The sequence below is a fragment of the Paenarthrobacter ilicis genome (genome assembly GCF_016907545.1).
GTDB classification, from domain to species: domain Bacteria; phylum Actinomycetota; class Actinomycetes; order Actinomycetales; family Micrococcaceae; genus Arthrobacter; species Arthrobacter ilicis.
Window position 1 is genome coordinate 2,629,398 of the sequence record NZ_JAFBCD010000001.1, and the last position, 23,635, is coordinate 2,653,032.

Consider the following 23,635-nt stretch of genomic DNA (forward strand, 5'->3'; position numbering starts at 1 on the left):
GGTGTGCTAAATCCGGCCTCAGTACCCCGGCCCGGCGGCGGGTATCGCGGTCAGCCCAGCTTCTGCCGGGCCACGGTTGCCGCGGTTTGGATGCTGGACTCGTGACCGGCCATTCCGGCCTGCCGTGCCCGCGAACAGGCCTCGGGCAAAGCCTTCAGCAACGCGTCCACATCGGCGTCGGTGGAGCTGTGTCCCAGCGTGAAGCGCTGCGCACCGCGCGCGGTGTCCTCATCCAGGCCCATGGCCAGGAGGACATGCGAGGGCCGCGGCACGCCCGCAGTGCAGGCAGACCCCGTGGACGATTCCACACCTGCTAGGTCCAGGAGGAAAAGAAGGGAGTCCCCTTCGCACCCAGGGAAGGTGAAGTGCGCGTTGCCGGGAAGCCTGCCATCCCCCCGGGCGCCGCGCAGCACAGCATCGGGGACGGTCGCCAGGACTCCGTCGATCAGCCGGTCCCGCAGGGAGCTGAGGCGCTGGTGCTCGGCTGCCAAGCGCGACGTGACCGCTTCCGCCGCCGCGGCGAAGGCTGCGATGGCTGGAGTGTCCAGGGTTCCGGACCGCACGTCGCGTTCCTGGCCCCCGCCGTGCTGGACCGGCGTCAGTTTCACCGCACGGCCCAGGAAAAGGGCGCCCACGCCTACCGGGCCGCCCAGCTTGTGCCCGGAGACCGACATGGCGGAAAGGCCTGATTCCCGGAAGTTGACCGGCACCGAGCCAAAGGCCTGCACTGCATCCGAATGGACTGGAATACCGTGCTTCTGTGCCAGCCCTGCGATGTCCGCCACGGGCTGGATGCTGCCTACCTCGTTGTTGGCCCACATCACGGTGATCAGCGCCACCGCCCCGGGATCGCGCTCAATCTCCCGTTGGACCACGTCCGGCTGCACCACACCCTCGCTGTCCACAGGGAGCCACACAACGTCCGCGGCCTCGTGACGTTCCAGCCATTCCACGGTGTCCATGACGGCGTGATGTTCGACGGCGGAACACAGGATCCGGTTCCGGCGTGGGTCTTCGCCGCGGCGGGCCCAAAAAAGGCCCTTGACAGCCAGGTTGTCCGCTTCCGTTCCCCCGGACGTGAAGATAACTTCAGAAGGGTGCGCTCCTGCGGCTGCGGCCAGGGTCTCCCGTGCGTCCTCCACCGCCCTGCGCGCGCGACGCCCCGCTCCATGCAGGGAAGAGGGGTTGCCCGTCCGGGCAAGCTCGCGCGTCATGACAGCGAGCGCCTCGGCCGAAAGGGGCGTGGTGGCGGCGTGGTCAAGGTAAGCAGGCACTGCACAATTCTACCGAGGGGAACTGCCGGGTCTACCGGGGAGAACTGCCGGGTCTACCGGGGGGCAGCACCAGCCGGCAGTTCCCCTAGGACTGGGGCACGATGGCGAGCTTGGCGTCCAGGTCCAACCGGGCCGCTGCCAGAGCCGCATCAGTGGGGCACGCCAGGGAAATATAGACGGAAGATTGGGGCGCGCTGAACAGCCTGGCAAGCACCAGGGACGCAGTCCCGCCGGAAGCCGCAGGCGAGGTCAAGGACAGGAACTCCACAGCGCGCGGGGGTTTATCCGTGTCCTGGCCCCAACGGAGGGTGGCAGGTTTCAGGGTTTCGGGGCTGATGCCGGCGTCCAGGTAGTGGAACAGCTCCTGGGTGGAGGCAGTGTCATCACCCTTGGTTACCAACGGGCCCTGGTTGACGCTGACCCTGACGTTGAGGAGGCACCCATCGGTTTTCTTGTAACGCACTTCGCCCTGAAGGCCGGAATGAACCACGGACCAGCCGGGGATCTCCTCCAAGCGGGTAGCCACCGTGACGGGGTCCCCCGGCGCCAAGGTGCCGCCGGCACTGAGCGGCAGGTCTTTGGCAGCCACCGCCGCAGCGTCATGGCCCGGCGTAATGGTGGGGGTAGCCAACGTTGACACTGAGGGGGAAGGCTTGGGTGCGGTGGGGTCCGGCACGTTGACGCTGCAGGAGGAAAGGACGAATCCGGTAGCGGCGAAGCCGATGGCGCCCATGGTCGCGAACCCGGCCATCCGCCGTCGGACATTGATTGTCACCCTCGCCCCCACTTCCGTTGATCTGCAGGCTGCCGCCGCGATCGAGTCTAACCTCCCGGCCGTCAGCAGAGGACGCGAAGGCTGTCCGGCACCGCCTGCACCACGATCGGCAGGGGTCCCACGCGCTCCCCGTCGGCGTAAGCCACCACACCGTCCGCCTCCAGCCGGACTGCGCGGACACGACTGATCCGCACGGCCGGGTGCCCGGTGTGCTTGCCGGCAAACACCTTGGGGAATACCGCCAGGAAGCGGAGCCTGGAGAGGGGCTCCACCACGAACAGGTCCAGCCAACCGTCGTCGGGCAGGGCATCGGGAGTGATCTTCATCCCGCCGCCAATGGATTGTCCGTTCGCCACCGAAATCAGGATGGCCGGCTGGCGCCATTCACGGCCGTCCGCTGTCACTGTGTAATGGATCCTCGGGAAGGACACCAGTTCACGGAGCATGGCCAGGTTGTAGCGGTTCTTGCCTTTGGGCCACCGCCACGTGTTGGCGCGCTCGTTGACTGCGGCATCAAACCCTGCGGATAGAACGCCGGCGAAGCGGGTGTCCACACCTTGGCAGGTGACCATTCCGACGTCGATCTTCCGCCCACCCCCAACCAGGGCCGCCTCGATCCGCGCGCAGGCCCCGGCAACGTGATCCAGGGGCAGCCCGAGCATCCGGGCAACATCGTTGCCGGTGCCGCTGGGGACGATCCCCAAGGGCACGTCCAGCCCCGCCAGCGCATTAACGCCCAGGTTCACCATCCCGTCACCGCCAACCACCACCAGTGCTGCAGTTCCGTCCGGACCGGCAAGGCACTCATCCACCTGCTGCCGGAGGCTGCGGTAGCTGTCGGCCTGAAGCTCGACGACGTCCCAGCCGGCGGCGCGGAAGTACCGGGCGGCCTGGTGGCCGGCACTTTCCCGCCTCCGGCGATGATGTCCGAAGGCCGCGGCAGGGTTCACCGCCAGGACGATCCTGCGTGCCGCTCCGGATGAGGGCCCTGTTTCTGGCTGGTTCACAGCTGAATTATGACAGCCGGGAACCCAGCTGCCCTGTGCCAACGTTCAACAAGTAGCCATGGTTGAACCGATGGCTGGATAAACTTGCCACCACCGCTCCTCCCCCGGAGCGGACCGCCACCAAGAGAAGGGCCCGTGCTTGGCCGAGGGCAGCAGTTCGCATTATCAGGTTCTCCGCGTTTCCGTGACTGCCACGGACAAGGAGATCAAAGTGGCCTACCGTAAGGCCGCCCGGAAAGCACACCCGGACCACGGCGGTGAGGCGGAAGTGTTCCGGCGGGTGACCCTGGCCTATGAGACATTGATAGACCCGCAGCGACGGGCAGAGTATGACCGCAGGTACGCCAGCGGAGCGACCGGTGTCAGCCAACCGCGGCCCGGCGACTACACGGGCAGCACCGCTCCGGGCCCGGCGGCGTCTGCCAACGTCAAGCGACCCCAGTCCCAGCGCAACACTGCAGGGGATCCGGCCGTCTATGTCCCGCCCTTCGACGACCCACAGGAAGTGCCGCTGATCTCCTTGGCGGAGGCCACACAGCAGGTCCATGGCTTGCCGCGCAAACGGGGCATCTTTGGCGCGGAAGCACGCATCCAGCGCGAAATGCGCACGGTGCAGCTGATCAGCCGCCAGGTGTTGTCCACCATCCCCGCGGCCCGGCTCATCAACGGTCTCCGCTCCCCTTCGGACAACAGCCACATAGACCACGCGGTCCTGTCCGGGTATCGGCTGGCCTTGGTGGGCTCCATGTTGCTGCCCAAGGGGGCTTACGCCTGGGACGGCCACTCGTTGCGGCACGGCGGCCGGTCCGTGGCTCCTCCGCAGCTGGCAGAGATTGTCCGCCACATGCAGGACATCTTCCCTGAACTTAACGTCACCGGATGGGTTGTCCTCCACGGCCCGGACGGCAACCTTCACGAGCCGGTGATCGATCAGTACGGAAGGGGCCAGTCCGGCAGCGGAACAATCGAAGTGGTCAATGGGGCTGGCCTGGTCAGGGGCCTGAAGCAATTCTTGACCTCCGGGCCTGCGCCCAACACAGTGGTGGTCCCGGTCCTGGCACGCCTCCTGCGCGGAATGCATTAGTCTCCGGGAGGGCAGGGCTCCGGACTGGATAAGATGGAGGGGTGTTTCGCATCCTCTTCCATACACCAGAAATTCCCGGCAACACTGGGAATGCCATCCGCTTGGCGGCCATCACAGGAGCTGAGCTTCACTTGGTGGAACCCCTCGGTTTCGATTTCTCCGACGCCAAACTCCGGCGCGCCGGCCTGGATTACCATGACCTTGCGGTCGTCACGGTCCATAAGGACATCGACGCCGCTTGGTCCGCCCTTGAGCCGCAGCGTGTATTTGCCTTCACGGCCGATGGGGAGACTTCCTACACGGATGTCAGTTACCGCGAGGGGGATGTCCTGATGTTCGGACCCGAGTCCGTGGGGCTGCCCGCGTGGCTCAAAGAGGACCCGCACGTCACGGCCCGGGTACGTCTGCCCATGTTGCCTTCGCTGCGGTCCCTGAATCTGGCCAACGCCGCTTCCATCGCTGTCTTTGAGGCCTGGCGGCAGAACGGTTTTGCCGGCGCCAAGGTTTGACCCATCCAAGGGTTCCGCAGGACCGAATACCTGTTGCAGGGAAAAACCCTGAGGTGATAAGTCGGGAAGGAGCCACAGTGAGCGTGAAGCTAGCTGGGTTCATGGCGCGCCCTTACGGCACAATGTCCGGGACACTGCCTCCCCGGTCTGCGGTAATTGAACGCAACCACATATGCTGGAAAGTAATGGAAACTCCGAACAGACCCGCCCACCAGGTTGTGGAGGACACCGGAACTGCGCCGGACTTGAATGCGCAGTTGACCGGTCTCCTCGAGCTTGTTGCCGCGGGAAACCAGCAGGCATTTGCCGAGTTCTACAGCCTGACGTCCCGCCGTGTCTTCGGCATGGCCAAGCGGGTCCTGATCGACCCCGACCTCAGCGAAGACGCTACCCAGGAGGTTTACCTTCAGGTGTGGCAGGGCGCTGCAAAGTTTGACCGGGCTGCCGGAACGCCGCTGGCATGGCTGATGACCATCGCCCACCGCCGAGCCATTGACCGTGTACGGGCTGTCCAGGCCGCTACCGACCGCGAAGCCAAATATGGTGCGGCCAGCCAGGATCCGGACCGCGACCTCGTTGCGGAGGAAGCGGACAGTAACTTAGAGGCTGAGGCCGTGGGACGGTGCCTGGCCACTTTGACCGACACCCAGCGCGAATCCGTCCGTCTCGCTTACTACGGTGGCCTGACCTACCGGGAGGTCGCCGAACAGTTGGGTGCAGCCATCCCAACCATCAAGTCCCGCATCCGCGATGGACTCCTTCGTCTGAAAACCTGCCTGGGGGTGGGATCCTATGAGTGAAAACACTGGTGGAGGTTTTATCCGCAGAATGTTTGCCAACGACATCGAAACTGATCTCGCTGAGGGCCGTGTCCTTGAACTGGCCGAACTTTACGCGCTGAACGCTGTCAGCGACGAGGAACGGGCCCTGATCGACCAATTCGTCCTCACCGCCCCGGAGGGCCCCGAGTTCCAGAAACGCGTGCGCCAGGCCCGGGAGACCCTGGCTGTTGGATTTGCGCTCGAAGAAGAACCGCCCGCCGGACTTCTCGGAAACATCATGGACCGCATCAACAACGACGCCGCCGCAGCACCGCCTGCTGCGATGCCTGAAGCCACGGCTGTGGCTCCTGCTACTGACGCTCCGGTGGTGGATGAGCTGGCTGCTGCCAGGGCCAAACGTGAGGAGCGCCGGAGTGGTGGCGCCCGCAAGTGGCTCGTGGGTGTAGCCGCAGCCGCAGTGATAGCGGTAGGTGGGATAGGAGTGGGAACTTACGTCTCCGGGCAAAACGATCCCGTGAACCAGGTGCTGCAGGCACAGGATGTGCAGAAGCAGTCCGCTGATGTTCCCGGTGGTGGCACGGCGACCATCTCGGCTTCCTCCGCCAAAGACTCCTTCGTGGTCCTGATGAACGGCGTTTCACCGGCCCCCGATGGCAAGGTCTACCAGTTGTGGACATTGCCCAAGGACGGATCGGCCCCCGTTTCCCAAGGCACCATGGATGCTGAGGCCCTTTCCAAGCCTGCAGTGGTGAAGGGCTTGTCCACCGCATCATCGGTTGCCATCACGGTTGAACCTGCTGGCGGATCCACGGCACCCACCACCGCCCCCGTGGTGGTAGTGGCACTGTCTGCCTGATCTCCAGAAATAAACTCACGACGGCGGCCGTCCCACCTTGGGTGGGACGGCCGCCGTCGACCTTTTTCCTGCGAATCTCCTGGGTTACACCACCGGAGGTTGGGCTATAAGACCAGCGACAGCAGCATGACAAACCCGAAGCCGACCACCGAGATCAAGGTCTCCATGACGGACCAGGTCTTGAACGTCTCCCCCACGGTGAGGCCAAAGAGTTCCTTGACCAACCAGAATCCCGCGTCATTGACGTGGGAGAGGAACAGCGAACCAGCGCCGATTGCCAGGGCCAGCAACGCCGCGTGGGTGGGGCTCAGGCTGCTGGCCAGCGGCGCCACAATGCCCGCTGCCGTCACCGTGGCCACGGTGGCGGAACCGGTTGCCAGACGCAACGCGACGGCAACAATGAAGCCCAGCACCAACACGGACATGTTGGCACCCTCAGCCCACTTCTTGACGGCATCTCCAACGCCCGCCCCAATCAGCGTCTGCTTGAATCCGCCGCCGGCGCCGACAATCAGGAGGATGGCCGCGATGGGACCCAGGCTTTCTCCGAGTTTGGCTGTGATTTTGCTGCTCGTGAAACCAACTGCGTAACCGAAGCTCACCATGGCCAGGAGCACGGCCAAGGTCATGGCCACCAGCGGCTGTCCCACAAAGTCGAAGAAAATCCGGATACCGGGGGCCGTGGCCGCATCGGGCCAGATGATGCCGCCCAGTGCCTTCAGCAGCATCAGCACCACGGGGAAAATGATGGTCAGCAGGGTCACCAGGAATGACGGCTGGCGCTTGACCTCGCTGAGGTCAGCTGCGTGACGTGTATCCACGCCACCCGCCACTGCCGGAGCATCCACGGGCACCCAGCGGGCCGCCAGCCGGGAAAACAGTGGACCACAGATGATTACTGTCGGGATGGCCACCAGGATGCCCAGGCCCAAGGTGGTGCCCAGTTCGGCCTTGACGGCACTGATGGCGATCAACGGCCCGGGGTGCGGGGGAACCAGTCCGTGCAGCACGGAAAGTCCAGCCAGTGCCGGTATGGCGATCCGCATCAGCTTCATCTGTGAGCGCTGGGTGACCAGCACAATCACAGGCAGCAACAGAACCAGCCCGATTTCAAAGAACATCGGCAAACCGATGATGACGGCCACCAGCGTCATCATCCACACCAGCTTGTTGCCGCTGGCTTTCGCCAAGAGGGTGTCCACCACCCTGTTGGCACCTCCGGAGTCAGCCAGCAACTTCCCGAGCATGGCACCCAGGGCAATGAGCAGGCCGACCTCCTTCAGGACGCCGCCCACACCGTCTTCAAAGTTGGTGATGACCTTGCCGAACTCCACCCCTGAAGCGAGTCCCACAAAGGCAGAGCCAAGCACCAGGGCCAGGAAAGGGTGGAGCTTGAGCTTGGCAATGAGGATAACAATGAGGGCGATCCCCAGGGCCGCCACCACCAGCAGTTGGGTGTCATGCGCAGTCCATTCCTGGACCTGCGCCGTGGTTTCCGCCGTGATCACGGGGCGGTGCTCCCGGATCCTGCGCCAACAGCCTCCAGGCCTAGGCGCTCAATGACTTCATCAGCTTCTTCGGCGGGCGATGCGGAAACACACAGTGAAATGTGGTCTTCGTCCGCTGTGGGCTCTTCCAAGGCATCGAACTGGGATTCGAGCAGGGACGGGGGCATGAAATGTCCGTGCCGGGACGCCAGGCGGTCCGAAATTTTGTCCTTGCTCCCCTGCAGGAAGACGAACACCACCCCTTCGGCCCGGAGGACATCCCGGTACTTCCGCTTCAGCGCGGAGCACGTGATGATGGCCGGGACGCCGGCGGCGGTGTGGTCCTTGATCCACCCCGCAATGATGTCCAACCACGGCCAGCGATCCTCGTCGGTAAGGGCCTGCCCTGCCTGCATTTTTGCCACGTTGGCTTCCGGGTGGAGGTCGTCGCCCTCCGCCAGATCCCAGCCGAGCTTGCCGGCAAGTACACCGGCCACCGTGGATTTTCCTGATCCGGACACGCCCATGATCACCAGTACGGGTTGTTGCGCAGTCTTCGCCATCAAAGTCTGCCTTCCTCGAATAAATATGATTTAACCGAGGTCAAGCATATGACACGGGTAACACCACGGCAATGTCAAAAGCCTGCGATGGTGCTCGGTCCGTTCACCGGGACAACATGGAAGGCTTCAGCACTGGCCCCCGCCGGCAGGCCACCGCGCTCTGCGTTGCGGCACATCAGTGTCCTGACCACGCGTTCCATGGCCTCAAGGTCGGGGTGCTGGCTGGCGTGGACCCTGATGGCTTCCAGCTTTGCATCAACATGGCAGGAAACATCCACAAAATGGTTTTCCCTGGCATCGGGACTGGTGATGAACCAGAGCCATGGCAGCTTGTAGGCCTCCAGGCCGGCCTCTGCCAGCTCCGGATACGCGAAAGGATTCTCGACGGCTGGATACACCGCGCGCGTCACAATTTCGCCCGCCGCAAGGTGGTCCGGGTGGCTCTTTTGCAAGCGGTCCCAGTTCCGCTCCGGGTGCATGGTGAGCACAATGTCCGGCCTGACCTCACGGATCAGCTTCACCACCTTCTTGATGACACTGTGTGACGGTTCAAGGTATCCGTCGCGCTCGTGCAGGTAGTGGATGTCATGGACACCCACCATGGCTGCCGCACGCTGTTGTTCGCCAGCGCGCAGTTCAGTGATCTTGTCCCGGTCCGCAGGATCGAAGCCCCCCGCGTCGCCGTCGGTCATGATGCAGTAGATCACCTGCACGCCGGCTGCAGTCCAGGCCGCGATGGTTCCCGCGGCGCCAAAGTCAATGTCATCGGGGTGGGCGGTAAAACAAAGCACCCGCTCGACGCGCTCCGTGGAGGCGTCGAACGGGCTCTTTGCTGACGCAGTGCCAGTACTCAAAAGGGTCAGGCCTTTCGCTTCTTGATTTCTGCCGTTGCCTGCGGGAGCACCGTGAAGAGGTCACCTACGATGCCATAGTCCGCAATTTCGAAGACCGGTGACTCTGCATCTTTGTTGATGGCAACAATCACCTTGGACGTCTGCATTCCGGCCTTTTGCTGGATCGCTCCGGAGATGCCGGCCGAGATGTAAAGCTGCGGTGACACGGTGACACCGGTCTGGCCTACCTGTGCGTCGTGGCCAATCCAGCCCGCGTCCGTCGCAGCACGGGATGCGCCAACAGCGGCACCCAAAGCGTCGGCAAGTTCTTCCAGCGGTCCAAAGTCACCGTCCACGCCACGGCCTCCGGCCACCACGATGCGCGCTTCGCTCAGGTCCGGCCTGCCGCTGACGGGCTTCTCCGCCCGTGCCGCGACGCGCGCCGAGACGGACAGGGCCTCGGCCGGGACCTCCACGGTGACGGCAGCAGGAGCAGCGGGCACCGAGGCTTCCTCCGGCTCAACGTTGTTGGCCTTGACGGAAAGAACGGTCACCGGCGTGGTGGCCTTTGCCTTGGTGGTGTACGAACCCGCCAGGACGGACTTGTGGGCCGTTCCATCGGCGTCAACACCCACCACATCGGTGATCACACCTGCAGAAAGCCGGATGCCCAGCCGGGCTGCGATTTCCTTGCCTTCGGGAGAGTTGTCCAGCAACACTGCCGTTGCGCCCGCGGCTGCTACGGCAGAGGCAATGAACGCGGCCTTCGGAGCCACCAGGTACTCATCCAGGGTGGTCAGCGACGGCCGGTAGATGGCCGTGGCGCCATAGGCACCCAAGGTTGCGGCGACGTCGTCGTTCAACTCGCCGGAAACCACGACGGCGGTCTCCCCCAGCGAGCGGGCGATCGTCAGGAGCTCAAGGCTGCTCTTCTTCAGGGCTGCCCCGGGGTTGTCAATGAAAACAAGTGCATTTGCCATGGTTGGGATCCCCTTAGAGCAGCTTCTGTGCGGCCAGGAAGTCGACCAGCTTGATGCCGGCATCTCCTTCGTCGGTAATGATGGTGCCTGCGGTCCGCGGCGGGCGCTCCTCGGCGGACTCCACCACGGTCCAGGAACCGGCCAGTCCCACCTGGGAAGCGTCAAGGCCTATGTCAGCAAGCGACAGGGAGACGATCTTCTTCTTCTTGGCGGCAAGGATGCCCTTGAAATTCGGGTACCTAGGCTCATTGATCTGGTCCGTGACCGACACAACGGCAGGCAACTGCGCCTCAATGGTTTCCGAGTAGTGTCCGGCGTCGCGGCGTGCAGTGACCTTGTTTCCCGAGACCTCCAAGGCGGAAGCGAAAGTCACCTGCGGGAGGGCCAACCGCTCGGCCAACTGGGCAGGAACCAGGGACGTCTCGCCGTCAGTGGACGCCATTCCGGTCACCACCAGGTCAACAGGACGGCCATCGGCGGAGATGTGCCGGATGGCTTCAGCCAAGGCCAGGGAAGTGGCAGCGGCGTCGGATCCCGCCAGGGCGTCATCACTGAGGTGAACACCGGAGGAAGCACCGATCTGAAGCGACTTCTTCACCGCGTTGACCGCACCGGACGGGCCCATGCTCAAGGCAATGACCTCGTTACCGGCCTTGGGACCGCCGCGCTCTTCCGTGAGCTGCAGCGCCGCTTCCAAAGCGTATTCGTCCAGTTCGGACAGGATGCTCTCATCGCGGTCGGTTGTGTTGTCAGGGCCCGTGATGTGCCGGTCAAACTGCGCGTCAGGGACGTGCTTGACCAGAACGACAATCTTCAATGTCTCTTCCACTGTCTTCGAAGCAGCCTTCCATGCTTGTGGACGGCCAACCGCAGCAGCGTGGCCGTGAATTGCCCAGCGCGTGGGCTCGTCCTAGCTAAGCATATTGCCTGCCAAAAACCACTCCCAGCGTTAAGCTCCGTTTCTGCGTCCCGCAGGGAAACGCACGACGACGGCCCGCACCCGCAGGTGCCGGCCGTCGTCGGACATCCATCCATGCGTAACCCTGGCGTGAGCCCCTACTGCTGGGCTGCGTCCAACGTAACCTCAACCTCTTGGGTCTGGCCGCCGCGGACAAGGGAAACCTTGACCTTGGCGCCCGCCGGCTGCTCCCGCACTGCGGCGGTCAACTGGTTGGGATCGCTGACGGTGTAGTCGCCGAACTTGGTGACAACATCGCCTGTTTTGATTCCGGCCTTGGCAGCAGCTGAGCCACTGGTCACCGAAGCGACCTCGGCTCCCACGGAGAACCCGGAGTCACTGCCCGTGGAGGACTTGGCCCGGACGGACACTCCGAACTGTCCGTGGCTGGCCTTGCCGGTATCGATGATCTCCTGGGCCACGCGCTTGGCGTGGTTGATGGGGATACTGAAGCCCACGCCGATGTTGCCGCTGGACGAATCCGACGTGCCGCTGCCGGCGGAGGCGATTGCCACGTTGACGCCGATGATCTCGCCCTTGTTGTTGACCAGGGCACCGCCCGAGTTGCCCGGGTTGATTGCGGCGTCGGTCTGGATCACATTGATGGCTATGGAGCCTTCATTGGCCGTGCTCTGGCTTTGGCTGCCGTTGGGGGGCGCGAACTGGAAGCCCTGGTCCCCACCCTGGGAGCTGTCGGTGCCCTCCTTGGGTGCTGCCGAGGACGCCACGCTGATGGTGCGGTTAAGGGTGGAGACAATTCCGTCCGTCACGGTGCCCGTGAGTCCCAACGGGGAGCCAATGGCGACGGCGGTGTCCCCCACGTTGATCTTGGACGAGTCACCCAGCGTGGCCGGAACCAGGCCGGAAGCGTTCTCCACCTTGATCACGGCGAGATCGGACAATGGATCCGTTCCCACCACCGTGGCCTTGAGGACCTTGCCATCGCTGGTCCTGACTTCAATTGCCGCGCTGGAAGTAGCACCATCCAGGGTGACCACGTGGGTGTTGGTGAGGATGTGGCCCTGGTCATCGAGGATGATTCCCGAGCCCGTGCCCCCTTCATTCCCGCTGGTCGCCTTGATGGTGACCACGCTGGGCGATGCCTTGGCCGCAGCAGCAGTGATGGCGTTGACGTCATCCTTGTTGTTCACAATGACGGTGCTGGACTGGTTTCCGCTGGCCGCCACCGGTGACGGGTTATCCCACAGCGCGTTGCTGCCGGCAACAACGCCGCCGCCAATCAAACCTGCCGCGAGCATGCTGGCAACAAGCGTCCCAACACCAAACGCCGGCTTCTTCTTTGTTGCAACCGACGACGGCTGGCCGGGGACATGTTGGCCGGAGACGTGCTGGCCGCCCGCTGCCTGCTGGTACAGGGGCTGGTTCGGGGTTGCAGCGAACTGGGACGCGTTCCCGTGCGGGGCTTCGCTGCCGTGCTGCGGATTGCTGTGCTGCGGATTATTGCCCTGCTGGGGTCCGTTGCCGGAGCCGTAGAACGGCTGGCGCTGAGGGTACGTGGGGCGCTGTCCGCCGTCATGTCCGGCGGCATTGGGATAGCCTTGCTGCGGCTGCTGCGCTGCGTAAGGCTGCTGCGCGGCGTAGGGCTGTTGCGCTGCGTGGGGCTGTTGCGCTGTAGGCGGCTGGAAGGCAGGAAGTGGGCTCGTGGCATGCGGGGCGGTGTTGGCCTCCGGAGCCTGGTGTGATTCGCTCGCCGGGTTCGCTTCAGCCTCATGGCCTGCGCCGTGGTCCGGCTGCGTCTGCCCTGACGGCCAGGCCGCGTGCTGCTGGGCGTTGTCGCTGCTGCCGGCCACCGACTGCGGCTCTGATGGCTCGCGGTTCTCGGGGGCCTTGCCCTGCTCTGGGTTCTCCGTCATGGGTCTTCCTTTCGTCCTCGTCTTCACTAACTATGTACCCCGTAACTGGAACAAACGATGACGTTCGCTGGGAGCTTCCTGAAAGATGCTACGTTCCATGCAGACCGGGCCAGAAAGGCCGAATAACGGACGGGGAGGGCATCTCTCTCCCATATTTCGCTGGTGGCATATTCGCGGCGGTGGACGGCCAATGGGGTGCACCATAGAATCAAGAGGAATTGCCACAGCGACCTGCGGCTTTACACCATGCGTGGGGGCGCTGAGCATCCTGTGACGATTGGTACGCCTTGTTCCAGTCGCAGACGTGCTGAAGGGTTGCACATGCGGTCAATAGTTAAACGCGTACTCGCTGTCATCGGCGTGGCTGGAGTGTTGGCCCTACCGGCCGGCGCAGCTTTTGCTGCCGATCCCGTGACGATTCCATCCGGGCAGAACATCGTCGACGACGCCAATGTCCTGGGTAGCCGCAAGGGCGAAGTTCAGGACGCCATTCAAAAGACACTCAAGGACCACAAGTACAACTTGTACGTCGTGACGGTGGACTCGTTCACCAATCCTTCTGACCCCAAGGCTTGGACCAAGGCTGTGGCCGACAACCGGGGCATGGGCAAGCCGGACGCCATTCTGGCGATCTCCACGGCCGGCCAGTACAACTTCGCCCTGAACTCCGGCAGCGGCATTTATTCCAAGCAATCCGCCATCGCACAGAATGCCGTGGTACCGAACCTGGCCGGAGGCAAGAAGGACTACGCCCAGGCAGCGATCGATACCGCTGCGGCCATCGGTGATGCCGCAGGCGGTGGCAGCGGCACCGTGCCCAGCGGCAACGCCGGTGCAGGCGTGCTGGTGGGAGTCGGTGTCGTCGCCGCTGGTGGCGCCGGAACATACCTGTACCTGCGAAACCGTCGCAAGAAGAACGGCAACCAGGCCGTCAGCGCCAGCTACGGACCCCAGGGCGAGCAGCTCGACCCCCTTGCCGGTTTGAGCATCCCCGAACTCCGCCAGAAGAGCGGTTCGCTGTTGATCGAAGCTGACGACGCCATCAAGTCCAGCGAACAGGAACTGGGGTTCGCCCAGGCCCAGTACGGCGACTCCGCCATTGGCAACTTCTCCAAGGCATTGGAAGAAGCAAAGGCCCACATGACGGAATCCTTCAAGCTTCAGCAGCAACTCGACGACCACCTTCCCGACACAGAGGAACAGCAGCGCACATGGCTCGGCGAGATCATTCGCCGATCCGAGGCCGCCCTGGCCTCACTCCGGGATCAGAAGGCCGACTTCGATTCCCTTCGCGAGTTGGAGAAGAACGCTCCCCAGGCCCTCGCCGCCGTGAACACCGGCGCGCGTGAGGCTGACTCACGGATTGCCAATGCCGAACAGTCACTGCAGGGCCTTCGGGAGAAGTACGCCGAATCAGCCCTCACCCAGGTGTCGGACAATATCCTTCAAGCGAAGGAACGGCTGGCCTTCGTCCAGAATGCTGCCAACGCGGCACAGGAAAAGCTGTCCGTCGGCGAGAACAGCCTCGCTGCGGTGGCTGTCCGTGCAGCGGAGGAGAGCCTTCACCAGACCAATGTCCTCATCGACGCCATCACCAAGACCGCTGGGAGCCTGGACGAAGCCCGCAATTCCCTTGAGGGGGCTGTCGCTGAGACCAGCCAGGACCTGGCCCAGGCCAGGGCCATGATCCAGTCCGGAGCGCACCCCGAGCTTGCCGGCCCCGTGGCCGGTGTCGAGTCGGCGCTGGCCCAAGTAAAGACGGAGATTCAGGGCGGCAAGATCGATCCGATCGCCACGCTCAGCCGTGTTGAGTCGGCCCACCAGGCCTTGGATCAGTCGCTTTCCGGCATCCGTGACCAGCAGGAACAGGCCCGACGTGCGCAGGCTTCGCTCCAGCAGACCATCATGGCTGCCCAGTCCCAGATCAGCGCGACGTCGGATTACATCACCGCGCGGCGCGGCGGCGTAGGTACTGAGGCCCGCACCCGTCTTGCCGAAGCACAACGCAACCTGGACTATTCGTTGTCCATCTCCCGCAATGACCCGGTGACTGCTTTGACCTACGCCCAGCAAGCACACCAGCTGGCCGCACAGGCGGCGCAACTCGCCCAGTCGGATGTGGACCAGTTCGGTCACGCTGACCAGGGCTACAGCCGCGGTGGCATGTTCGGCGGCGGCGGTGGTGGTGGAGGCCTGGGTGGCGCCATCCTGGGCGGCATCCTCATCAACTCGATCCTCAACGGAGGAAGCGGCGGATGGGGCGGCGGCCACAGCGACGGCGGCGGCGGAGGATTCTTCGGCGGCGACTCCGGAGGTGGCGACTTTGGTGGCGGCGGAGGCGGCGACTTCGGTGGCGGCGACTCCGGTAGCTTCTAGAGAGTTCAAGAAGACTAAGTGGGTCCAATCCCCCACATAGAAGCGGTACAACATCTGATCACTGACTTCAGTGGAACCACTGAGCAGGACGAAAGGCAACACCATGGTTAAGCAGTCCATTTTCGGCAGGATCTCGCAGCTCGCCAAGGCCAACATCAATGCGTTGCTGGACCAGGCCGAGGATCCGCAGAAGATGCTGGACCAGATGGTCCGCGACTACACGAACAACATTGCCGAGGCGGAGTCGGCAGTGGCGCAGACCATCGGCAACCTCCGTATGCTGCAGGCCGATTACAACGAGGACATCAAGAATGCGCAGGACTGGGGCAACAAGGCCCTGGCCGCCTCGCGCAAGGCAGACGAGTACCGTACCTCAGGAAATGCAGCTGACGCCCAGAAGTTCGACAACCTCGCGAAGGTCGCCATCCAGCGCCAGATGACTGCAGAGTCTGAAGCACGTACGGCAGAGCCCAGCATTGCTTCGCAGACCGAAGTTGTGGACAAGCTCAAGACCGGTCTTGACCAGATGAAGAACAAGCTGAACCAGCTCACCGCCAAGCGCAACGAACTGGTGGCACGCTCCAAGACCGCCGCCGCGCAGTCCCAGGTTCACGATGCCCTCAAGAGCATCGACATCATGGACCCCACCAGCGAGGTTGGACGCTTCGAAGAGAAGATCCGCCGCGAAGAAGCCAAGGTGCTTGGCCAGCAGGAACTTGCCAGCTCCAGCTTGGACGCACAGTTCAACCAGCTGGAAGACCTTGGAGAGCAGACCGAAATTGAGGCACGCTTGGCGGCTCTCAAGTCCGGTGGGTCCAAGCCTGCCATCGGCGCAGGGGCCCCGGCATCACAAGGTTCCACTATTGACGAAGCCGATTTCGACAAGCTCTAAGCTGTAACCAAGCACAGAGTCCCTCCAAGGGCCGGATCCTCTCCAGGGTCCGGCCCCTGGCGTTTAACCACCCGGAAGCTAACCCGTCTCCGGCGGTGAAGTCCTTCCGGGACTGGCATCGGTGGCTACCTCAGCACGGATCTCGAAACCTTTGGGGTGGAAGTACGTCACGGTGCATTCCAGCACCTCCCCATGGGGTCCCAGGGTGGTCCGCTCCAGCCGTGGCACCATGGCAAAGCCCCGGACATTCAGGGCATCCGCAAGATGATCCGGCGGTGCATGCATGGTCACGGTGATTTCCGCCCGGTGCAGCGGCTTCAGGGTCCTGTCCTGGATGACCTGGTAGATGGAGTTCCGCTCAGCATCCGCCAGGCTTATGTGGCGGCCTATGTGTGAAGGAATAAAGATTTCCGCTATGGCGTAGGGCCATCCGGCACTTGAGTAGGACCTCCGGATCACCAGCACGAGGTTGTCATCCGAGACCAGCTTGGACGGAACGGAGCCATCCTTCTCCATCCACTTGTACTCAATGAGGCCCTTGACCGTCTTCATGCCGGCTGCGGTGAACGTCTCCATGAAGGGTGCAAGCCGGTTGAGCATCTTCACGGGTCGCTGGGCCATCACGAAGGTTCCCTTGCCTTGCCTTCGCACCAACAGGCCCTTCACCACCAGCTTCTCGATGGCCTTGCGGACGGTGGTCCGACTGATCCCGAAATCGTCCATCAGGGACTCTTCCGTGGGGATGCGTGCTCCGGGATCCAACCGGCTGATCTGTTCAGTCAGGACGTCTGCCACCTGCTGATAGACCGCCACCGGGCTGTCCCGCTGCAAAATACGGCTACCGTTGCCCTGCACATAGTCGTCATTGACCAAGGAGGCCTTCCCTTTCATCCCGCACCCTGCAATTCGGAACCGATGCTAGCACCGGACGCACCACGGGCACCTTAAACAAAAGATCCGGACCAGTAATCTGGTCCGGATCTTTTCTCCAGTTGCGGGGACAGGATTTGAACCTGTGACCTCTGGGTTATGAGCCCAGCGAGCTACCGAACTGCTCCACCCCGCGTCGCAAGAACTACTCTACCCCACCCACCGGGGACGCAATGACCATATGGGGCCCAACGTGCCGCAGATCACGATTCCATCGGAGCGCCTCATCGAGGTGCCGAAGACGCTTAAACAAAAGATCCGGACCAGTAATCTGGTCCGGATCTTTTCTCCAGTTGCGGGGACAGGATTTGAACCTGTGACCTCTGGGTTATGAGCCCAGCGAGCTACCGAACTGCTCCACCCCGCGTCGCAAGAACAACATTACCGTCCGGTGAATGGCAGACCAAATCGAGACGACGTGATGTGCATCTCGCCAAAGGAAAAGGCCGGCATCCGCTCCCCTGGGAACGAATGCCGGCCTTCTATCTACTGCTGTTTGTCACTTACTCGGCGAGGGCGAAGGTGACGGCGTCGCGCTCGGAGAAGCTGACGGCGTCGCACTTGCGTCAGGAGTGCCACCCAAGCGGTTCTCCGCGTCCAGTGCCTTCTTCAAGGCGTCTGACAACTTGGTCTGCTGGGTGCCGTACCCTGCGAAGTCGCCCTTGGCCAAGGCGGCCTGACCATCCTGGATCGCCTTGTTGGCCTCGTCCAGTGCTGCCTTGAGGTCAGCCTTGGCGTCGGTCGGGCCCGTCGGCGGGGTGGTGGTGCCCGGCGGCGCAGTGGGTGTCTGGCCGTTGTTGGCAACATCGCCGGCTGCAGCGCCGGAGTCTCCACCGAACAACTGGTTCAATGCCTCATCCAGCGTTGGTGCAAACCCGATCTTGTCACCGAAAGCCACCAGCACACGCTGCAACGTGGGGTAGGACGTCTCACCGGTGGACTTCAGGTAGACGGGCTGCACATAGAGCAAGCCGCCGCCCACAGGGAGCGTGAGCAGGTTGCCGTTCAGCACATCCGAAGCGCCTTGTCGCAGAAGGTTAAGCGCCTGCGACACCGTGGGATCGGAGTTGAACTTGTTCTGGGCCTGTCCCGGACCAGGAACCTGCGTGTCCGTGGGCAACTGCAGGAGTCTCAGCTGTCCGTAACTGTCCGCTTTGACGCCCTTGACGTTGCCGGCATCGGAATCAGCTGCCAGGAATCCGTAGAGGATGTTCCTTGCGCTGCCGTTGACGGTTTGCGGGATGAAGGACGAGGTCAGCTGGAACGCCGGCTTGTCCTGGTCAGGCATCTGGAGCGACATGTAGAACGGGGGCTGCTTGACGGCCTCCGAGACCGTGGGATCGTTGGGAACGCTCCACGCATCGTTGTTCTGGTAGAAGCTGTCCGGATCCGTCACGTGGTACCGGCCCAGCAGTTCACGCTGCACCTTGAACAGGTCTTCCGGGTAACGGACGTGGCTCATCAAATCGCCGGACATCTCCGAGTACGGCTTAATGACCGTGGGGAAGACCTTCTGCCAGGCTTTCAGGATGGGATCCTGATCGTCCCAGGCGTAGAGGCTCACCGAACCGTCATAGGCATCCACTGTCGCCTTGACCGAGTTGCGGATGTAGTTCACGGAACTGTTCGGCAATGCGACGGTACGGCCCGCACTGGTCTGGGAATCCGCGGTGGCATTCTGCAACTGCTGCGGCTGCGAATACGGGAAGTACTGGCTGGTGGTGTAGCCATCCACGATCCACTTCACGCGACCGTCAACAACGGCCGGGTAGGCATTGCCGTCAACAGTCAGGTACGGGGCCAGCTTCTCCACACGTTCGCGGGGGTTGCGCTCATACAGAATCTGCGACTCGGCATTCACGCCATCGGACAGCAATAGGTCCGACGATTGGAACTTGATGGAGTAGAGGAGACGGTTCAGCCAGTTCCCGACGTTGGGCCCACCGTTGCCATTGAAGGTGTACTGTGTTTCGCCGCCACCTTCACGACCGGCGGGGCGGTCCTGTTCGCGGTTCGGCGCACCGTCCGGTGCTCCCACGATCGAGTACTCCGGGGAGTTTTCGCCGAAGTAGATCCGGGGCTCATACGTGGTGTCGTTGCCCAGAACGCCGTTCGAAGGAATTCCGGACTGCAGGAATTCCGGCTTTCCATCGGCAGTGAACTTGTTGCCCTTTGCTGCCACAACGCCGTAGCCGTGGGTGTAGACAATGTGCCTGTTGACCCACGTCTGCTGGTTGGCGCTCAGGCCGTCCGGGTTGAGTTCGCGGACTGCAATCACCGTGTCCTGGACCTTGCCGTCCACAACATAGCGGTCGACGTTCAGGGTCTGCGGGAACTGGTAATACGGCCGGAACTGCTCAAGCTGGGCAAAGGCCGACGAGATAAGGTTCGGGTCCAAGAGGCGGATGTTTGCCGTCGTCTGGGCATCGGCAGCCAAGGCACCAGTGGTAGCGGTGGTGGTGGCGTTGTAAGCCGAGACATCGATCTTGTCCAGGCCGTACGCCGCCCGCGTCATCTTGATGTTCCGGTCAATGAACTCCTTTTCCAAGGTGTTCTCAGACGGGCGGACCTGGAACTGCTGGATCACCCAGGGGTAAACGCCTCCGGCCAGGATCGCCGTGATGACCAGCATCGCGGTTCCGATGACCGGCAAGCGCCAGCGCCCGATCACTGCGGCAATGATGAAGAGAATCGCAACCAATGCCGCGGCCACCGCCAGAATGGCCTTGGTGGGAATCACTGCGTTGACGTCCGTGTAGAGCGCACCGGCCCAGCGGCCGGAGTTGCTTTGGACCGTTGTGTACCTGTCCAGCCAGAAGTTGATGCCAAGCAGCACCAGGAAAATGGCACCAGTGACGGCGATGTGGATCTGGGCGGCGCGGCTGGTGAAGATGCCGCGCTCCAGGAGCCTGATGCTGCCGTAGAGGTAGTGCGTGAGGATTCCGGCGACCCCGGCCACAACGGCAATGCTGATCAGGAACCCGGTGACGAACCCCAGGAACGGCAGCGACATCAGGTAGAAGCTGATGTCCAGGTTGAACAGAGGATCTGTCTGTCCAAACGGTTCCTGATTGAAGAAGAGCAAGGCCTTCTGCCACTGGCTGGCGGCCGCACTACCGGCGAACAGACCGAACAAGACGGGGAGTCCGATCATCACAACGCGGCGGACAGGCTCGAGTTGGGCCTGGTAGCGGTTCAGGTTGTCACGGGCCTCAGCGTCCGGGGCATAGACAGGACGGGACCTGTAAGCAATCCGGATGGCGAAGAAGACCGCTGCAAACATCATGGCGAAACCGATGAGGAACGTGATGATCCTGGCAAGGTTTTCGCGGAGATAAACTTCGAAGAATCCTAGCTGCTGGTACCAGAGCACGTCTGTCCAGACATTGGCGAAGAAAATGAACCCGACGACGACCACTGCCACGACAATGAGCGTTGGCGTCAGGGCACCTCGTCTCAGGGGTGATCTTCCGGGCGGGTTGGTGCTGGCGGGACGGGACAAGCTCGGTACCTCATTGGTTTCAGTGAACAGTCGGTATGCGCGTAATGGACTTTCTCTGCCGCTGGGATATGGCGGAGGCCGTCATATATGCCACGAGTGGCGGTGAAGCTAAGTTCCTCCGCCAGTCTAGTTGTTTGTGCAGGTGGGAAGGCCAGACGTGTCGCCACCTGACGCGAGCTTTTCAACAGCAGAGGTGGCATCGGCCAGGGTTTCCACTTTGACCACCTGCAATCCGTCCGGAACATGTCCCACAACATCGGAACAGTTGGCCGCCGGCGCCAGGAACATGGTGGCGCCCTGTCCCCTGGCTCCGATCATCTTCTGGGCAATTCCGCCAATGGGGCCCACTGCGCCGTCGGCAGTGATGGTGCCGGTGCCGGCTACATGTTTGCCTCCGGTGAGGTCCCCCGGCGTCAGGCTGTCCACGATGCCCAGCGCAAACATCATGCCTGCGCTCGGCCCACCCACGTTGTCGAGCGAGATGCGGACGTCGAACGGGAACGTGAAATCACTGGCCAGCAGCACCCCCAAAACGTACCGTCCGGCGTCGTTCTTTGTGGGTGTAATGGTTTCAGTGACCGAGGAACCCTTACGGTCAACCACGACGGCGGCGGGGGCACCCGCCGCTGCGACAAGTTCAGCCTGGATCACGCTCATGGACGTCATGGCCTTGCCGTTGATGGATACGAGGCGATCGCCCTCCTGGATCTTTCCCTGCGATGGCGACGGCTCTGACAGGCCTGCAACGGTGAGGCGCTGTTCGAAGGGGATGTCGAGTTCCCGCAGTGCAGCGGCAACAGCGTTTTCCTGGGAAGTCTCCATGGCCACCTCCCCTTGCTTGACCGTCTGCTCGGCAGTGGTTCCCTTGGGGTAGATAAGTTCCTCGGGGTACACGGCTTTGGAGGGATCCAACCAGGCGCGGAAGATGTCGAAGATGGTGGCCGGGGTCTTGGGGCCGCCTGCCATCACTACGGTGGTGAGGTCCAGGTTGCCACTGGCCGGGAAGGAATCCCGGCCCGTGATGGTGATGACGGGCTTGCCGCCGTCTTTTCCCAGAGTGTTGAATGTGGGACCCGGCGACTCGATGACGTAGGGCACCGGCAGCGCTGCCGCCCCGATTCCAAGGCCCAGTGCCACCAGCCCTGAAACGACCATCAGCATGAACCGGGTATCGCGTGCTGCCGGCGGCGTTTCCACGGGTCCGTCGGCGTCATGGCGTGGACGGGGGTCCAATGAGCCCTCTGGGCTGGGCGAATTAAGCATTGAGACCTCTCTATGCCGGCGATTGCTTGTCCGGTTATTCGGCTCCGGCCACCTATGGCAACTGTGGCGGATACAAACACCAAGACTACGTGGTCCGGGCCCGGGGAGACTGCTTTGCCTACAGCGAACGATGCCCGGTCCGGGCAGACAGTGTTCCTGCTGCGGGGTACGGTGAAAGGGATCACCAGCCAGTTCGACGATCGGCGGCACCATGACTTCAAACCCCAATAATCCGTCCAATGATGACGAGAACCCCAAGGATCCGCTGGCAGAAATGTTGCAGAACCTGATGGGCGGCCAAGGCATGGGCAACGTTGATCCAGCCGAACTGGCCAAGGCAGCGGGCCTGCCCAATGACCCCCAGCTCCTCCAGCAGATGTTCGCGCAGGTCCAGGCCATGATGAGCTCCACCTCCGAGGGGCCGGTTAACTGGCAGCTGGCCCATGACAACGCCCGGCGCGTGGCAGCCGCCGGCACTGATCCGTCCGTCGGACCCCAGCAGTCCAGGGACGTGGATGAAGCCCTGCGCCTGGCAGAGCTCTGGTTGGACCCTGTCACCGACCTCTCCGCAACGGGCCTGATTGGCCGTGCATGGTCACGCGCCGAGTGGGTGGAAGCCACCCTGGGCACGTGGAAGCGACTCACGGAACCCGTGGCCAACAGCATCGCCAACGCTCTTTCCAGTGCCCTCACGGAACAGATGCCCGAGGAAATGAAAGCGATGATGGGCGGCGCGTCCTCCATGCTCCAGAACATGGGCGGCGCGATCTTCGGAATGCAACTGGGGCAGGCCATTGGCGCTTTGTCCGCCGAGGTAGTCAGCTCAACTGACATCGGCGTTCCGCTGGCAGACCTTGAGATGGCGCTCCTGCCGGCCAATGTGGCCAAATTCGGCGAAGGCCTCAGCCTCCCGGAAAGCGATGTTCGGCTCTTCCTCGCCGTCCGCGAGGCCGCCCACGCCCGGCTCTTTGTCCAGGTTCCCTGGCTGCGGGGCCACCTGCTCGGCGCCATAGAGGCCTACGCGCGCGGTATCCACATCGACATGTCACGCATCGAGGACCTCGCCAGGGATCTGGACCCCAGCAATCCGGAGGGAATACAGGAAGCCTTGTCCCAGGGCGTCTTCACCCCTGAGCGCACACCGGTTCAGACCGCAGCACTGGAGAAGCTTGAGACCGCCTTGGCCCTCGTTGAAGGCTGGGTTGACGAACTGACTGCCGAGGCTACGGCCAACGTCCTGCCGTCCGCCACCGCCCTGCGTGAAACAGTGCGTCGCCGTCGGGCCACTGGCGGACCCGCGGAACATGCTTTCTCGTCGTTGGTGGGCCTGGAACTGCGTCCCCGTCGGTTGCGCGAGGCGGCCACACTGTGGGCAACACTCAAGGAAGAACGCGGCATTGAGGGCCGGGATGCAATCTGGCATCACCCTGACCTGCTCCCCACCGGCGAAGACCTCGATGATCCGAAGGGCTTCTCCGAGCGCCGGAGGCTCGCTGAAGCCAGCGACAGCGAAGTTGACGATGCGCTTCAGAAGTTGCTGAGCGGCGGATACGACGAGCCCGGCAACGACGCGGGCGGTTCCGATCCGGACGGGACGGATACCGACCCGGGCACCACCGCCCCGCCGTCGGACAAGTAGTCCAGCCCCACCAACAGTTAAGCAAACAGCAGCGGCAGTCTCCCATGGGAG

At 63.0% G+C, this 23,635-nt stretch carries 19 protein-coding genes and 2 tRNA genes; 7 read left to right on the top strand and 14 right to left on the bottom strand.

Going from position 1 to position 23,635, the window contains the following annotated elements; translation table 11 throughout:
- Nucleotides 1–50: 50 nt before the first annotated feature.
- The 3 genes from JOE60_RS11970 to JOE60_RS11980 all read right to left on the bottom strand — a co-directional run bounded on the left by JOE60_RS11970 (nt 51) and on the right by JOE60_RS11980 (nt 3,056).
- Nucleotides 51–1,274 (bottom strand): cysteine desulfurase family protein, encoded by a 1,224-nt coding sequence (locus JOE60_RS11970; protein ID WP_167263185.1) that lies wholly within the window; start codon nt 1,272–1,274, stop codon nt 51–53.
- 85 nt (nt 1,275–1,359) lie between these two features.
- Nucleotides 1,360–2,049: a hypothetical protein gene (locus JOE60_RS11975; RefSeq protein WP_167263187.1), complete on the bottom strand. Its 690-nt coding sequence runs from the start codon at nt 2,047–2,049 to the stop codon at nt 1,360–1,362.
- Nucleotides 2,050–2,111: 62 nt separating this feature from the next.
- The gene (locus JOE60_RS11980) at nt 2,112–3,056 is read right to left on the bottom strand and encodes a diacylglycerol/lipid kinase family protein (RefSeq protein ID WP_167263189.1); all 945 of its coding nucleotides are present in this window, start codon (nt 3,054–3,056) and stop codon (nt 2,112–2,114) included.
- 139 nt (nt 3,057–3,195) lie between these two features.
- Here JOE60_RS11980 and JOE60_RS11985 point away from each other — a divergent pair, with 139 nt between their 5' ends.
- The 4 genes from JOE60_RS11985 (at nt 3,196) to JOE60_RS12000 (ending at nt 6,287) form a co-directional block, all read left to right on the top strand.
- On the top strand, nt 3,196–4,140 hold the full coding sequence (locus JOE60_RS11985) for a J domain-containing protein (protein WP_167263191.1): 945 nt from the start codon (nt 3,196–3,198) through the stop codon (nt 4,138–4,140).
- A 41-nt stretch (nt 4,141–4,181) separates the two neighbouring features.
- Nucleotides 4,182–4,649 carry a tRNA (cytidine(34)-2'-O)-methyltransferase gene (locus JOE60_RS11990; protein WP_167263193.1) on the top strand — a complete coding sequence of 156 codons (468 nt, stop codon included), beginning with the start codon at nt 4,182–4,184 and terminating at the stop codon, nt 4,647–4,649.
- A 122-nt stretch (nt 4,650–4,771) separates the two neighbouring features.
- Nucleotides 4,772–5,449 (top strand): ECF RNA polymerase sigma factor SigK, encoded by a 678-nt coding sequence (sigK, locus tag JOE60_RS11995; RefSeq protein ID WP_390905128.1) that lies wholly within the window; start codon nt 4,772–4,774, stop codon nt 5,447–5,449.
- Entirely contained in the window at nt 5,442–6,287 is an 846-nt protein-coding gene (locus tag JOE60_RS12000; RefSeq protein ID WP_167263197.1) for an anti-sigma factor, read from the top strand. Before sigK ends, JOE60_RS12000 begins: the two co-directional genes overlap by 8 nt.
- A 104-nt stretch (nt 6,288–6,391) precedes the next feature.
- On the opposite strand, the gene JOE60_RS12005 is transcribed toward JOE60_RS12000, so the two are convergent.
- The 6 genes from JOE60_RS12005 to JOE60_RS12030 all read right to left on the bottom strand — a co-directional run bounded on the left by JOE60_RS12005 (nt 6,392) and on the right by JOE60_RS12030 (nt 12,982).
- Nucleotides 6,392–7,795, bottom strand: coding sequence for a GntT/GntP/DsdX family permease (locus tag JOE60_RS12005; protein WP_167263199.1), 1,404 nt, complete (start codon nt 7,793–7,795; stop codon nt 6,392–6,394).
- Complete coding sequence (locus JOE60_RS12010; protein WP_167263201.1) at nt 7,792–8,337, bottom strand: gluconokinase; 546 nt, start codon at nt 8,335–8,337, stop codon at nt 7,792–7,794. The genes JOE60_RS12005 and JOE60_RS12010 overlap by 4 nt, the downstream gene beginning before the upstream one ends.
- 74 nt (nt 8,338–8,411) lie before the next feature.
- The gene (locus JOE60_RS12015) at nt 8,412–9,191 is read right to left on the bottom strand and encodes a PIG-L deacetylase family protein (protein WP_167263203.1); all 780 of its coding nucleotides are present in this window, start codon (nt 9,189–9,191) and stop codon (nt 8,412–8,414) included.
- 5 nt (nt 9,192–9,196) lie between these two features.
- Nucleotides 9,197–10,150: an electron transfer flavoprotein subunit alpha/FixB family protein gene (locus tag JOE60_RS12020; RefSeq protein ID WP_167263205.1), complete on the bottom strand. Its 954-nt coding sequence runs from the start codon at nt 10,148–10,150 to the stop codon at nt 9,197–9,199.
- A 13-nt stretch (nt 10,151–10,163) separates the two neighbouring features.
- The gene (locus JOE60_RS12025) at nt 10,164–10,967 is read right to left on the bottom strand and encodes an electron transfer flavoprotein subunit beta/FixA family protein (RefSeq protein ID WP_167263207.1); all 804 of its coding nucleotides are present in this window, start codon (nt 10,965–10,967) and stop codon (nt 10,164–10,166) included.
- Between the two features lie 239 nt (nt 10,968–11,206).
- Complete coding sequence (locus JOE60_RS12030) at nt 11,207–12,982, bottom strand: trypsin-like peptidase domain-containing protein (RefSeq protein WP_167263209.1); 1,776 nt, start codon at nt 12,980–12,982, stop codon at nt 11,207–11,209.
- A 321-nt stretch (nt 12,983–13,303) separates the two neighbouring features.
- Here JOE60_RS12030 and JOE60_RS12035 point away from each other — a divergent pair, with 321 nt between their 5' ends.
- Nucleotides 13,304–15,358, top strand: a complete 2,055-nt coding sequence (locus JOE60_RS12035; RefSeq protein ID WP_204814919.1) for a TPM domain-containing protein — start codon at nt 13,304–13,306, stop codon at nt 15,356–15,358.
- Between the two features lie 103 nt (nt 15,359–15,461).
- Entirely contained in the window at nt 15,462–16,250 is a 789-nt protein-coding gene (locus JOE60_RS12040; RefSeq protein ID WP_167263213.1) for a PspA/IM30 family protein, read from the top strand.
- A 78-nt stretch (nt 16,251–16,328) separates the two neighbouring features.
- On the opposite strand, the gene JOE60_RS12045 is transcribed toward JOE60_RS12040, so the two are convergent.
- From JOE60_RS12045 to JOE60_RS12065, 5 genes are all read right to left on the bottom strand, one after another.
- Complete coding sequence (locus JOE60_RS12045) at nt 16,329–17,141, bottom strand: GntR family transcriptional regulator (RefSeq protein WP_167263215.1); 813 nt, start codon at nt 17,139–17,141, stop codon at nt 16,329–16,331.
- Between the two features lie 101 nt (nt 17,142–17,242).
- Nucleotides 17,243–17,316, bottom strand: a tRNA-Met gene (locus JOE60_RS12050).
- Nucleotides 17,317–17,473: 157 nt separating this feature from the next.
- Nucleotides 17,474–17,547: transfer RNA gene (locus tag JOE60_RS12055), tRNA-Met, on the bottom strand.
- A 132-nt stretch (nt 17,548–17,679) separates the two neighbouring features.
- Nucleotides 17,680–20,682 (bottom strand): UPF0182 family membrane protein, encoded by a 3,003-nt coding sequence (locus tag JOE60_RS12060; protein WP_167263217.1) that lies wholly within the window; start codon nt 20,680–20,682, stop codon nt 17,680–17,682.
- A 126-nt stretch (nt 20,683–20,808) separates the two neighbouring features.
- A complete protein-coding gene (locus JOE60_RS12065; protein ID WP_167263219.1) occupies nt 20,809–21,945 on the bottom strand; it encodes a YlbL family protein in 1,137 nt (378 codons plus the stop codon).
- Nucleotides 21,946–22,156: 211 nt separating this feature from the next.
- Between JOE60_RS12065 and JOE60_RS12070 the strand changes: the two genes are divergently transcribed.
- Complete coding sequence (locus JOE60_RS12070) at nt 22,157–23,584, top strand: zinc-dependent metalloprotease (protein ID WP_167263221.1); 1,428 nt, start codon at nt 22,157–22,159, stop codon at nt 23,582–23,584.
- Nucleotides 23,585–23,635: the final 51 nt, after the last annotated feature.

Bases quoted from the DNA above. Each gene is read 5' to 3' on its own strand.
- JOE60_RS12045 (WP_167263215.1), bottom strand. From the start codon at position 17,141: ATGAAAGGGAAGGCCTCCTTGGTCAATGACGACTATGTGCAGGGCAAC.
- JOE60_RS12040 (WP_167263213.1), top strand. From the start codon at position 15,462: ATGGTTAAGCAGTCCATTTTCGGCAGGATCTCGCAGCTCGCCAAGGCC.
- JOE60_RS12000 (WP_167263197.1), top strand. From the start codon at position 5,442: ATGAGTGAAAACACTGGTGGAGGTTTTATCCGCAGAATGTTTGCCAAC.
- JOE60_RS12030 (WP_167263209.1), bottom strand. From the start codon at position 12,982: ATGACGGAGAACCCAGAGCAGGGCAAGGCCCCCGAGAACCGCGAGCCA.
- JOE60_RS12035 (WP_204814919.1), top strand. From the start codon at position 13,304: ATGCGGTCAATAGTTAAACGCGTACTCGCTGTCATCGGCGTGGCTGGA.
- JOE60_RS12070 (WP_167263221.1), top strand. From the start codon at position 22,157: ATGACTTCAAACCCCAATAATCCGTCCAATGATGACGAGAACCCCAAG.
- sigK (WP_390905128.1), top strand. From the start codon at position 4,772: ATGTCCGGGACACTGCCTCCCCGGTCTGCGGTAATTGAACGCAACCAC.
- JOE60_RS12010 (WP_167263201.1), bottom strand. From the start codon at position 8,337: ATGGCGAAGACTGCGCAACAACCCGTACTGGTGATCATGGGCGTGTCC.
- JOE60_RS12065 (WP_167263219.1), bottom strand. From the start codon at position 21,945: ATGCTTAATTCGCCCAGCCCAGAGGGCTCATTGGACCCCCGTCCACGC.
- JOE60_RS12020 (WP_167263205.1), bottom strand. From the start codon at position 10,150: ATGGCAAATGCACTTGTTTTCATTGACAACCCCGGGGCAGCCCTGAAG.